The 12,586-nt window shown below is 58.0% G+C and carries 11 protein-coding genes; 8 read left to right on the top strand and 3 right to left on the bottom strand.

The genetic code is table 11. The features are described from left to right. Window positions 1-115: 115 nt before the first annotated feature. On the top strand, window positions 116-1,603 hold the full coding sequence (glpK, locus tag RGAI101_RS05695; protein WP_008228673.1) for a glycerol kinase GlpK: 1,488 nt from the start codon (window positions 116-118) through the stop codon (window positions 1,601-1,603). A 79-nt stretch (window positions 1,604-1,682) separates the two neighbouring features. Beyond that, window positions 1,683-2,825 carry an iron-containing alcohol dehydrogenase gene (locus RGAI101_RS05690; protein ID WP_008226620.1) on the top strand — a complete coding sequence of 381 codons (1,143 nt, stop codon included), beginning with the start codon at window positions 1,683-1,685 and terminating at the stop codon, window positions 2,823-2,825. 55 nt (window positions 2,826-2,880) lie between these two features. Here RGAI101_RS05690 and RGAI101_RS05685 read toward each other — a convergent pair whose 3' ends face one another. Together RGAI101_RS05685 and RGAI101_RS05680 are read right to left on the bottom strand one after the other, a co-directional pair. Next, window positions 2,881-3,255, bottom strand: a complete 375-nt coding sequence (locus RGAI101_RS05685; RefSeq protein WP_008226934.1) for a response regulator — start codon at window positions 3,253-3,255, stop codon at window positions 2,881-2,883. 472 nt (window positions 3,256-3,727) lie between these two features. Further along, window positions 3,728-4,474, bottom strand: coding sequence for an IclR family transcriptional regulator (locus RGAI101_RS05680; RefSeq protein WP_037229111.1), 747 nt, complete (start codon window positions 4,472-4,474; stop codon window positions 3,728-3,730). A gap of 84 nt (window positions 4,475-4,558) precedes the next feature. Between RGAI101_RS05680 and RGAI101_RS05675 the strand changes: the two genes are divergently transcribed. The 6 genes from RGAI101_RS05675 to RGAI101_RS05650 all read left to right on the top strand — a co-directional run bounded on the left by RGAI101_RS05675 (window position 4,559) and on the right by RGAI101_RS05650 (window position 11,729). Beyond that, window positions 4,559-4,990: a Rieske 2Fe-2S domain-containing protein gene (locus tag RGAI101_RS05675; protein WP_037227492.1), complete on the top strand. Its 432-nt coding sequence runs from the start codon at window positions 4,559-4,561 to the stop codon at window positions 4,988-4,990. Next, complete coding sequence (locus RGAI101_RS05670) at window positions 4,987-6,210, top strand: aromatic ring-hydroxylating dioxygenase subunit alpha (RefSeq protein WP_008225421.1); 1,224 nt, start codon at window positions 4,987-4,989, stop codon at window positions 6,208-6,210. The genes RGAI101_RS05675 and RGAI101_RS05670 overlap by 4 nt, the downstream gene beginning before the upstream one ends. Before the next feature lie 22 nt (window positions 6,211-6,232). Next, window positions 6,233-7,705 carry a glutamine synthetase family protein gene (locus RGAI101_RS05665; protein ID WP_008225523.1) on the top strand — a complete coding sequence of 491 codons (1,473 nt, stop codon included), beginning with the start codon at window positions 6,233-6,235 and terminating at the stop codon, window positions 7,703-7,705. 1 nt (window position 7,706) lies between these two features. After that, window positions 7,707-8,402 (top strand): hypothetical protein, encoded by a 696-nt coding sequence (locus RGAI101_RS05660; protein ID WP_008228580.1) that lies wholly within the window; start codon window positions 7,707-7,709, stop codon window positions 8,400-8,402. 349 nt (window positions 8,403-8,751) lie between these two features. Then, window positions 8,752-10,854 (top strand): 4Fe-4S binding protein, encoded by a 2,103-nt coding sequence (locus tag RGAI101_RS05655; protein WP_008229431.1) that lies wholly within the window; start codon window positions 8,752-8,754, stop codon window positions 10,852-10,854. Then, window positions 10,851-11,729, top strand: a complete 879-nt coding sequence (locus tag RGAI101_RS05650; protein WP_008229470.1) for an FAD:protein FMN transferase — start codon at window positions 10,851-10,853, stop codon at window positions 11,727-11,729. Before RGAI101_RS05655 ends, RGAI101_RS05650 begins: the two co-directional genes overlap by 4 nt. A gap of 60 nt (window positions 11,730-11,789) precedes the next feature. Here the strand turns inward: RGAI101_RS05650 and RGAI101_RS05645 are convergent, their stop codons facing one another. Further along, entirely contained in the window at window positions 11,790-12,578 is a 789-nt protein-coding gene (locus RGAI101_RS05645; RefSeq protein WP_008225188.1) for an FAD binding domain-containing protein, read from the bottom strand. Window positions 12,579-12,586: the final 8 nt, after the last annotated feature.

Raw genomic sequence — 12,586 nt, 5'->3', positions numbered from 1 at the left:
CCTGAATAATCAAGACGCCGCCCCTAAGGGCTGGCGCGATCCCCCCAGAGTTTGACGGGACACCGTCTTTTGGGGCAGATCCTGTTGAACGCCTAATGACACTGCGGGGACACCCATGACCTATATTCTTGCCATCGATCAGGGCACCACCTCGACCCGTGCAATCGTGTTCGATGGCGCGATGGCCGTCGTTTCCAGCGCGCAAGAAGAATTCGCACAGCATTTTCCGCAATCGGGTTGGGTCGAACATGATCCCGACGATCTTTGGCAGACGACCGTCAACACCTGCCGCGACGCCATCGCGGGCGCAAACATCACGCCATCCCAAATCGCGGGGATCGGCATCACCAACCAGCGTGAAACCGTGATCGTCTGGGACAAGAAGACCGGCCAGCCCATTCACAACGCGATTGTCTGGCAGGACAGACGGACCTCGGATATGTGCAACACGCTGCGCGAAGCAGGGCACGAGGCGATGATCATCGACCGTACCGGGCTTTTGCTTGATCCGTATTTCTCGGGCACGAAACTGAAATGGATACTTGATCACGTCGAAGGCGCGCGCGAACGTGCTGCCGATGGCGATCTGCTTTTCGGAACGGTCGACAGCTTTCTGATCTGGAAGCTGACAGGCGGTGAGACGCATGCCACGGACGCGACCAATGCCGCCCGCACCATGCTTTATGACATTCGCAAGGGCCGGTGGAGCAGCACGATCTGCGACGTTTTCGACATCCCCATGCAAATGCTTCCCGAGGTCAAGGACTGCGCGGCTGATTTCGGTCACACGCAGCCAGATCTGTTGGGCGGCGCAATCCCGATCCACGGCGTTGCGGGCGATCAGCAAGCTGCCACTGTCGGGCAGGCCTGTTTTGAACCCGGCATGTTGAAATCGACCTACGGGACGGGATGTTTTGCGCTGCTGAACACTGGCGATGCGCCTGTCATGTCCAAGAACCGGCTGCTGACAACGATCGCTTATCAGCTTGACGGCAAACCGACCTATGCGCTTGAAGGGTCGATCTTTGTCGCCGGGGCCGTCGTGCAATGGCTGCGCGATGGGTTGCAGATCATCTCGGACGCCGCCGAAACCCAAGCGTTGGCCGAACAGGCGGACCCTCATCAAAACGTCGTTCTTGTGCCCGCCTTTGTCGGCTTGGGCGCGCCCTATTGGAACCCCGATTGCCGTGGTGCGGCCTTTGGGCTGACGCGCAGTTCCGGCCCCGCCGAAATGGCCAAGGCCGCGCTGGAAAGCGTCGGCTATCAGACCCGCGATCTGCTGGAGGCAATGGCGTCAGATTGGCAGGCAAGTGGCGTCCAGCCGACCCTGCGGGTGGATGGCGGGATGGCGGCAAGCGATTGGGCGATGCAGTTTCTGTCAGACATCATCGGCGCGCCGGTTGACCGGCCGATGGTGCATGAAACGACCGCGCTTGGCGTAGCTTGGCTGGCGGGTATGCATGCAGGCATCTACCCGGACCAAGCGGAATTTGCGGCCACATGGGCGCGGGAAACCCAGTTCAAACCCCAGATGGATGACGCGCTGCGTGCCTCGAAATATGCGGTTTGGAAGAAGGCGGTTCAGGCAACGCTGAGCTTCTGAGCACAACTGCTCGTTGAAGAAGCGCGACGCTGCCGAAGGGGTGTACCAATGCCAAGGGTTGGGGGCAAAGGAGAGACGGATGTTTTCATTTTTCAGTCCGCAGGCGATCCATTTCGGACGCGGGCAAAGCCGACAGACGGCAGCACTGGCACGCGCTTTTGGCAAATCCGTCCTGGTGGTTCACGGTGCGACCGCGGCGCGGGCCGACTGGCTGCTGCAATCGTGCAAGGCGGCCTCCCTCACGGTGAAAACCGAAAGCTGTCAGACCGAACCCAGCTTGCCGGATATCGAGGCCGCGTTAAGCCGGCTTGCCGATTATCGTCCGGACGTCGTGATTGCGGTGGGCGGCGGGTCGGTTATCGACTTTGCCAAGGCGCTGGCAGCGCTTCTGCCGAACCCACGGCCGCCCCTGAACTATCTTGAAGGGGTTGGCGGCGGCCAGCCGCTTGAGACGGCACCGATCCCGATGATCGCGCTGCCGACGACGGCAGGTACGGGGGCAGAAGTGACCAAGAACGCGGTGATTTCGGTGCCCGAACATGCCGTCAAAGTCAGCCTGCGCGATCCGCGCATGGTGCCGCAGATCGCGATTGTGGATCCAGACCTGATGCAGGCCGCGCCCAAATCCATCGTGCTTGCCGCAGGCCTGGACGCCATCACGCAGGTGATCGAACCCTATTTATCCGTGAAATCGAACCCGATGACGGACGCCTTGTGCCTTGCCGCTATTCCGGTCGGCCTGCGTGTCTTGCGTGATCTTGTCGAAAAGGACAGACCCCAAGCATGGGATGGCATGGCGTGGGTCAGCACCTGCGGCGGTTTGGCGTTGGCGAATGCCGGTCTTGGCGCGGTCCACGGCTTTGCGGGTGTGATTGGCGGAAAGACCAACGCGCCGCATGGGGAAATCTGCGGTGCATTGCTGCCTGCGGTTCTGAATTCCCATTTGGGTAAAGCAAAGCCGGAGACCGAAATTTATCGGCGCATCCAATGGGTGCAAGGCGTGATTGATGCCCATTTTGCGGATGGTAAGGCCGGGGCCGGCATCCCTGCGCTCGCGCGCTGGTCCAAGGGGCAGGGGCTGCGGGGGGTGGCCGATATGGGGCTGCCGCAGCGCGATCATTCAGATGTGGCTGACGCTGCCGCCAAGGCGTCCTCCATGAAAGGCAACCCGTTTTCCTTAAGCAAAGAAGACCTTTTGGAGATACTGAAGGCCGCGCAGTGACGTGCCAGGGGCGTAAGCACCACAGTTGAGCTGCAAATGCGGCAACTCAGGAAAATCAAGAGAGCCGATCGAGCGCTGTCTTGATCTGCTGGCTCAGCAACATCGGATCGAAAGGTTTGTTCATAACCTCTAACGCGCCGAGATCCCAAAGCTCTTTATTCTCGTCGGTAGCCGTGCGGGCTGTCAGGAAAATTACCGGCACTTCTGCAAGTCCGGGCATCATACGGATTTTTTCAAGAGTTTGAGGGCCGGTCAACCCAGGCATCATTACGTCAAGCAGCAGAACATCCGGAATAAACTCTCCTACTGCACGCAGGGCTTCTTCACCGGATGCGCATTGCATAAGCTCAAAGTCGTCGAAAATTTCGAGAGCTATCTTGGTGACCTCACGGATGTCATCGTCATCGTCAACATGCAGTAATTTGGTCATCAATTATTCCTGAACGGTTTACGGCAACCCGCCGTTTTTCAGTTTACTGACTATGCTGCTTAGCAACTATTTTTCATTTGCGATCGCATTGAAAAATCTCAACCTACTCCCTCCCGTATTTTAGAGCATGTGGCTGTTATGTCACCTTATCACAAATCTGATTACTGGAAAAGTTCGGATTGGTTACCCCGGAAATCGCTCCGCTTTATTCCACTGCAACAATCACTGGCCGCACTGCACGGCCAACGCGCCGGGTTCCAGCGCGATTTAATGCAATGCTGTTTCGGTCCCTGATGTCCAGATCGCTGCAGATGCAAATCATGTAAACCGTCTGCATCTCATCAGGCCAATGCCCCCAGTTCAAACCGGGGAACGGCCTGAATACACGGGATAAAGCGATCACGCTCGCGCAGGGGTGTTGACCTCCGGGGGGCTTCTGGCGGCACCCGCGTCCGGCGGTAGCAGTCAAAGGTTAAAGACGTAGGTTCATGGCAGCACGGCGCAAAATGTCCAACGCGCGATCAAACTCTGCCGCTTTGTCGAATTGGTTGATAGACGCCGTTGTCGCCAAGACTGCGGGCGAGGCACCAATGTTTCCAACGGGCACCGCGATGCCGGCGGCCCCCATTTCAAATTCGTTGCGCACGAACGCATAACCTTGGGATGCCGCTCGTTCGATCTTTTGGCGAATTGAGGTCAGATCCATATCTGTGGCCTCGGTCAGTTTTTCGGGGATGAGGCGTGCAAGATCCAAATCCACATCGCTGGCCAGACCGCGTGCAAGCAACATCTGCCCGACGGCCGTTGGCAGTAAAGGCAATGTGCTGCCGATTGAAAATCCGAACGAAATCCGCGCAGAGGATGTGGCAGATCGCGCAATATAGATCGCGCGGTCTCCATCACGCATGGCCAATGCGATCTCTCCTTCGAACGCCTCGGCGAACTGATTGAGGACCGGTTGCACAGAGCGGCCGAAATCATTGGCGGTCAAATACCCCCCGGCCATGGCCAAAATCTTTGGCGTTAGCCGGAACGCGCGGTCTTCCTTTTGAAGGTATCCACTGTCCTCCAAAGTCAGGCACAGCCGCCGCGTTGTTGCGCGGTCAAAGCCAGTCAGGCGCGAAACCTCGGCCATTGTCAGGTCACGTCTGCCGGTCTCGAAGCATGACAGAACCTTCAGGCCCTTGGCAAATGTTGATGCGCTGTTCTTCTGGGTCATGTTGACAGATTTCACCAAAGAAATTACGTTCTTTATATGACATAAAGTGCGATTATCGCACACATTCTGTGGAGGTCAAGTCGCGTGCCCCAAGCTGATGACAAAACACCATTCGACCAGTTTGAAGACCCGGCCCGTTGGGTTGTTGTGGCCAAAAGCGCCGAGTTGAACATTCCCAGACCGGTGATCCCCGTGACGCTGCGAGGTCAACGGCTGGTGTTGTTTCGGGATGACGACGGTGAACTTGGCCTGATCGGACGGAACTGTCCGCATCGTGGGGCTGACCTGTGCTTTGGCCGACTTGAGGACAATGGATTGCGCTGCCCGTTTCACGGCTGGCATTTTGATCGAAGCGGGCAATGCGTCGAACAACCTGCGGAGCCGGAAGGCTCGTTGATGTATAAGCAAATCAAGGTGCCTATGATACCTGTGATCGAGCGGGACGGTGATATCATGGCATATATCAGCGAGAGCGAGCCTCTTGCCAGTGAACCCACGGAAGGCGCGACACAATGATCAGTCAGGACCTGAACGACCGGATAACGCGGATTGGCCCCAACACCCCCGCAGGCGCGGTGTTGCGTCGTTATTGGCAGCCGGCGGCTTTGGCGGAAGAGCTGGCGCACGGGGATAATGTGCCCGTGAACCTGTTGGGGGAGCGATTGACTTTGGTGCGCGACGACGCTGACCAACTGGTTCTGGCGACGCGGATCGCGTCCAATGATGAACCGCCCGCATTTTACCCGGCTGCAAAAGACATCAAGGTCGACCACACCGGCCCGGTATACCCGGTCGAAAACCGCAATGGCCTGTTCTTTGCCTATATGGGGCCGGGCACGCCGCCAGAGTTTCCGAATTTCGACTGTTTTCGCGCGCCGGACAGCCATGTCTTCGCGTTCAAGGGCTTGTGGGAATGCAATTGGCTGCAGGCTTTGGAAATTGGCATAGATCCGGCTCACGCCTCGTTCTTGCATCGGTTCCTCGAGGATGAAGATACCTCTGACGGATATGGCAAACAGTTCCGCGACAAGGCTGCCGACACGGACATTCCGATGACCCAGATACTGCGCGAATACCCGCGGCCGGATATTGAAGTTGAGGAAACCGACTTTGGTCTGAAAATTACCGCGCTGCGCACTTTGAACAATGGCAAGACCCATGTGCGCGTCACAAATCAGATATTTCCCGAGGCCATCTGCATTCCGATGTCCCGCGAAATGACGATCACACAATGGCACGTGCCGATAGATGACTATACTTGCTATTGGTACACGATGTTCACCAGCTTTCAAAAACCGGTCAACAAGAATTTGATGCGAGAACAAAGGCTCAAGGAACATCGCTTGCCCGATTACGCGCCGCTGAAAAACCGGACGAACGACTATCATTACGATCCTGCGGAACAAGCGACGACGACCTACACAGGCATGGGGCTTGATATCAACGTCCATGACCAATGGGCCGTTGAGGGCATGGGCCGGATCCAGGACCGAACGCAGGAGCACCTGGGCCGCTCCGATGCTGCAATTATCCGTTACAGGCGCATGTTGCGTGCGGCAATCGCGGCGGTAGAGCAGGGGACTGATGAATTGCCCATGCGCAACGGCAAGGCACCCTTGGACATGGTTGGTCCGCTGTCAAATGATGCAATTGCAAACAGCGCGGACTGGAAAGATGCAAGTCGGCAGGCGGATTTGGCGCGCCGGTCTGAATGCCCTTGGGATGCAACCGTTTAACGTGGTGGTTTGAGGGAACAGTATGAGCAACAGTTTGGCCGATGAGATAAAATCCGGCGCGCTTGCAAGCCTGGGCTATCGGGATGGGAATTCTGCCATACTGGCGCAGGGCATCATAGAACAAGTCACAGCAAACAATATCGAAACGGTGCGCTTGGTCTTTGTGGACCAGCACGGGATACTTCGCGGCAAAACGATCGCAGCCCGCATGCTGAAAAGCGCGTTCTCGTCCGGGATCGGGGTGCCGTCAACGCTGCTGTTAAAGGACACCGCGCACCGTACGGTCTTTGATGTCTGGGGGGGAAGCGCATCTGGTTCCGTCTCGGGAATTGATGCGCTGCTCGACGGGGCGAGCGACGTGTTGCTGGTCCCTGACCCAGGCTGTTTCCACCTCTTGCCCTGGTCCCCACACTCGGCAATTTTGATGTGTGACGTGATTAGCCGAACAGGGGCAGCGATAGGGTTTTCATCAAGGACGGTGCTGCGAAACGCCGTTGATAAACTGCGCGATGCAGGATTCGAGGCTGTCTTTGGACTGGAAGTCGAATTTCAGATTTTTCAAAAGACAGATGCGGCTTTGGGGCATGAACAAGCAACGATTCCGCCCGCGGCGATTTCGACCAGGAACCTGACCCAAGGTTGGCAATATCTCACCGACACCCGCTATAGCGAAGCCGAGGAAATCCTTGATACCCTGCGCCGCTTTTCCGATGAACTGGGGCTGGCTCCGCGCTCAATGGAAGTCGAGATGGGGCCGAGCCAGTTCGAGTTTACCTTCGATCCGTCTGGCCCGATGGTTCAAGCCGAGCGCTTTGTCTTGTTTCGCACAATGGTGAAAGAGGTCTGCGCCCAGCGCGGGTTGCATGCAACTTTCATGGCCAAACCAAAACTCCCAAACGCTGTTGCGAACGGATGGCACATCCATCAATCCCTGCTGGACATCAATACCGGCAAGAACCTGTTTGTGTCCGAAAACAGTGACCTGACGCCGCAGGCATCGGGTTGGATCGCCGGCCTGTTGCAACATGCGTCTGCTTCTTGCTTGCTGACCACGCCTACGGTGAATGGATACAAGCGATTTACAGAATTTCAGCTTGCCCCCAATCGGATCACATGGGGCGCAGACAATCGCGGCGCGATGATCCGCGCACTGCTTTACCCCGGCGATAATGCCAGCCGGATAGAAAACCGCGTGGCAGACACAACCGCAAACCCATATTACGCGTTCGCTGCGCAAATTCTCGGCGGTCTGTCTGGCATCACGTCCGGCGCATCGGCCCCGTCACCCACGCTGACGCCATACGCGAATAGTGCGGCCCAACTGCCCGACAATTTAAGCGCGGCCATAGATGCATTTGAAGCAAGTGGTCTTTTCAAAGCGGCGCTGGGGGATGAGTTTGTACAGTATCTGGTGCATCTCAAACGCGCCGAATGGCAGCGCTATCTGATGACCGTGTCAGAATGGGAGCAAGCCGAATATTTCAATCTGTTTTGATATGACGCAAGGCAAAGCAAAAACCCGGGCCATTCCCGTCAAGGCGACGCGCTTTGAAGATATCATCGACGGGTATTTCCCATTGCAGGAGAGTCTGCGGCAAATGTTGAACCGCAACGGGTTCGCATCTGCCTGTATAACGCTGACCCATGCCCCGATCATGGACATTCCCGATCTGCCTCCTGATGCACCTGTGCCGTTGCGCCTGACCCAAGGCATTGCGGGCATTGCAGAAAGGCTCGACATTATTGTGACACTTGATGGTCTTGAGGCCCAACTTAGCGGCGCTGGAAAGTGGTACTGGTATTCAAAGGAACGAGCGCCGTCAAAACTCTTGTCACCGCTTACACGGCTGGCTGAACCCGCCATCGTGCAGGGCATCGGTCTGGTTACCGGGGGGGCGCAGACAAAGACGTTTGGCAAGGTGTCGGTTCGCGAAGAAAGTACGTTTGTCATCTTGCAGGGCCAAAGAAATGCCTTGGGTGGCGTGCCTCATACGTTTTCGTGGGCCAAATCGCCCGGATTTGACGGCATATGCAGCGCCGCTGATTTGCGCTTTACCGGCTTATTCGAAACTCCGGCGCGTGAATTCGAACGGATTTTGACACAGTGCCAAACATCAGAACGGCACCCTTCGGAATACACTGAAATATTGGTTCTAAATGATCAGACGAAATGTATGGGGTCCTTGGCTTAGCACCCATAACCCGAATATCACGGTTGCCCCGGTACGCGCACTGGACGTCAGCATTGCTGCCTTGGGGTTTCGAGGAGGGCTTGGTCACCTCTCATCCACACCATTTTACGTCACTTCCAGCCCGCTTTTCCAACATTCGGGATATTCTGACACGCAGTCAGAACGGGTCATTCCGCGCATGACCGGCCCGAATACCGTTGAAGTACTGCGCACGACAACCGGTACCTTGGCCACACTCAACGTGATGTGTCGGTAGACCAAGCGCGCCTATCTTCTACCTGCGCCACAGCGTGGGGACTTCGACCAATGTCCAATAGGGTTATCATGCGCTACCCAATAGACTTGGGTGATGTCTGTCCGCCTTGATCCGACCATCTTTCTGAAGGCAGCGGTTTGCTGGCTGTTCGCGGCGCTTTCGCTGATGGCAGAGCCGTTGGATCGCAGCATCATCGAAGCCTATGTCGCACCGCCGATGGTATTGGGAGAGCGGATCAACGATGAGGGCGTCTGGCAGCTTCTGAACTCCGGCGGGGCGGAAGCAGGCTTTGTCTTCGAGACAGAGCCGATGGCCCCTTTGCCAGGGTTTTCGGGGGCGGCGATCAACATGTTGGTTATCCTTGATCTGGAGGGCCGTTTTCTTGACGTAAAGTTGCTGTCCCATAACGAGCCGATTTTCGTGTCGGGATTGGGAGAAGCACCATTTCACAAGTTCTTCGAGCAGTATCGTGGTCATTCCATTTCCGAAAGTCTGGTCGTGGGCACACCCTACGGGGCAGGGTCCGACGGCAGTGCGCTGGTCTATCTGGACGGCGTGACCAAAGCGACGGCGTCGATCCGTATCGCGCATGAAAGCGTGCTGGCCGCGACGTTGAAAGTGGCGCGCGAAAAGATGAGCGGCGTATCGACGGGGCCGCCCGCCTATCCGGACATGGACCTGCGCGAGGATCTTGATTGGGCCGATCTGATCGAACAGGGTTTGGTGACGCATAAGGTCGTGTTGAATTCGGAAATCGACGCGGAATTTGCAGGGACCTTGTGGGAAGACGATGACCCAGAAGCGGCGGCAGACCCTGATGGCGTCTATCTTGACCTTTGGATCGTGGACATCGGGCCGCCTGCCATTGCGCGCGCAGTGCTATCGGACAGCAGCTTGCAGGAATTGCAGGGCTTCATGGCCATTTCAACCAGCGACGAGCCGATCCTTGTCGTAGAGACGGCGCGCCATGGTTTGACCACCAAGGAATTCATCCGCAACACGTCGCCAGACCTGATCAGTGCGGCGCAGGGGGGCTTTCCCATCGCGCTCAGGGATGCGGATATCTATATCGAACTGGCCGATGATGTGCCCGCAGAATTGCAGGATGGCGCGGCGCTGATCCTGCGGACCGATCGCCGCCTGGGCTTTGATCCGACCGCGCCTTGGACGTTGCAGATCAAGGCATTACGCGAACACGGCGTCTTTCAGCCCGAAATCGGGTCTGCGTCGCTGGTGGTAGACCATGTGACCGACGCGCGGTTCTTCAAACGGCCCGACGTGGTCAAACCCGTACCGCCATGGGTCAGCGCCCTGCGCAACCGGATGGGTGATCTGATCGTTCTGGGGGTGTTCCTCTCTGGGCTGCTGGTGCTGCTTGGCACGAACCTGAACCGTCTTGCGGGCCATCGGCATTTCACGCCGATCCGGCTGGGTATTCTGGCATTTGTCACTGGCTTTATCGGTTGGTGGGGGCAGGGGCAGCTTTCCATCGTGACCCCGCTGGGCGTGATCCGCACCTTGTTAGAAGGCGGATCGTTTTCCTTCCTGCTCTATGATCCGTTTTCCCTGATGATCTGGGCGGTCAGTATCGTGGGTTTCGTGCTGTGGGGCCGGGGGCTGTTTTGCGGCTGGCTGTGTCCCTTCGGCGCGCTGCAAGAGTTCGCGCATCACATTGCACGCTTGCTGCGCATTCCGCAGATCGACGTGCCCGACAGGCTGGACGATCAGTTGAAGTGGATCAAGTACATCGTCCTTTTTGCCTTGATCGCGATCATGTTCACCGTCCCCGCACGGCTGGACAAGGCCATCGAAGTCGAGCCGTTCAAGACCGCGATCACCACCTTTTTCCTGCGGGAATGGTATTATGTCGCCTATGCCGCAGGGCTGTTGCTGCTGTCGATGGTCGTGTTCAAGGGGTTTTGCCGCTACGTTTGCCCGCTGGGGGCGGTCATGGCAATCGGCGGGCTGATCCGGACGCGCAAATGGATCGACCGTCGGGCTGAATGCGGGTCGCCTTGCCAGCTTTGCCGGGTGAAATGTGCCTATGGCGCGATCAAGAAAACCGGTGAAATCCAGTATTCCGAATGCTTTGAATGTCTGGACTGCGTCACGATCCACGACGACCCCAAGCAATGTGTGCCGCTTATTCTTGCCGCGCGCCGGGATCACCGATTGAGAAAGGTGGCCGCCGAATGACCCTGACGCGACGCCGTTTCATTTCCATCTCGGCGGCCAGCCTTGTTGCGGCCCCCGCTTTCGCCCAGCGGTGGCAGGGGCGCGCCTTGGGGGCAGAGGTAGAGATCACGATCCGGGGGCCAAAAGACATTGCTGTTCCTGCATTGAAAGCCGCCCGTGACCTGCTGACCCGCGTCGAGGCGCAATTCAACTTGTTTGATGACAACTCCCGAATTTCCAAGCTGAACCGCAGCGGGCGACTTGTCCGGCCAGATGCGATGTTCACATCCCTCATGCAATTAAGCGGTGCGATACATACGGCGACATGCGGTCTGTTCGACCCGACCGTGCAGCCCTTGTGGCGGGCATTGGCCGAAGGCGGCGATATCGCCAAGGCACGCGCCTTGATCGGCTGGGAACGCGTGCAGCATGATCGCGACCTTATCAAGCTGGACGCGCATCAGGCGCTGACCTTCAACGGCATCGCCCAAGGGTTTGCCACCGACAGGATTGCCGAATTGCTGGGCGCTGCGGGCCTTGCCGATACGCTGGTCAACATCGGAGAGTTTCGGGCCACCGGCGGGCCTTGGACGCTGGGGCTGAGCGATCCGGTCCTGGGGCATCTGGGCACGCGTACCCTGCGCAGCGGGGCGATCGCAACCTCAAGCCCGATGGCTGTCCCGCTGATGGGGCAGGGGCATATCCTGCATGGCAGCGTCCGGCCACGATGGTCCACCGTGTCCGTCGAGGCACGGGATGCAACGACGGCTGACGGCTTTTCGACCGCGTTGACCCTGGCACCACTGTCCCTGATCCGCGCGGTGGTGGGGCAGTTTGGCATTCGGGCGATCACGCTGGTGGATCAGCAGGGCCAATTGATGACGATCAAGGCCTAGAAACGGAAAAAGGCCCCCGCACATGCAGGAGCCTTAATTCTTATTCTCTGACGTGATTGGTCAGCTGGCGGCTTTGACGGCGCGGCCTGTCATGATCTTGATCAGATGCGCGCGGTATTCGCCGTCGCCATGCAGATCGTTGATCATGCCATCCTCGCTGACATTCAGACCGTCCAGCGCATCCGGCGCGAAGGTGCCGGACAGGGCCTGTTCCGCTTCGGTCCAGCGGAAGACGCCGCCTTCCGATGCGCCTGTGACGGCGACGCGCACACCGTCCGCGAATTTGGCGACAAATACGCCAACCAGAGGGAAGCGCGAGGCCGGTTGCACGAACTTTTGATAGTTTGATGCCTCAGGGATGGGGAAGGATACCGCCGTAACAATTTCACCTTCGTCCAACGCCGTCTCGAACATGCCGAGAAAGAAATCATCCGCCGCAACTTGGCGGGTGTTGGTGATGATGGTCGCCCCTGACGCAAGGGCGGCGGCGGGATAGCAGGCCGCGGGATCGTTGTTGGCGATGGACCCCCCGATGGTGCCGCGATTGCGCACCGCGGGATCACCGATTTTTGACGCCAGCCTGGCAAGACCGGGATAGCGCGATCTGGCCTCTGTCGCGACGGTGGCGTGGATCGTGGCACCGCCGATGCGCAGGGTATCACCGTCGATGGAGATGCCCTGCATTTCCTTCACGTTGCCCAGCGAAACCAGTTTTGAGGGGGCGGCAAGCCGCGCCTTCAGCGTCGGGATCAGGGTTTGCCCGCCTCCCAGCGGCTGCGCCTCGTCAGCCTTCAGCGCCTCTACGGCGTCTGCGACGGTGGTGGGCCGTTCGATATCAAATGCGTACATGTGCGGTC

It is taken from the genome of Roseobacter sp. GAI101 (assembly GCF_000156335.1).
GTDB lineage: Bacteria > Pseudomonadota > Alphaproteobacteria > Rhodobacterales > Rhodobacteraceae > Sulfitobacter.
The sequence above is the reverse complement of the archived record's forward strand: the minus strand, read 5'-3'. Positions and strand labels throughout refer to the sequence as shown.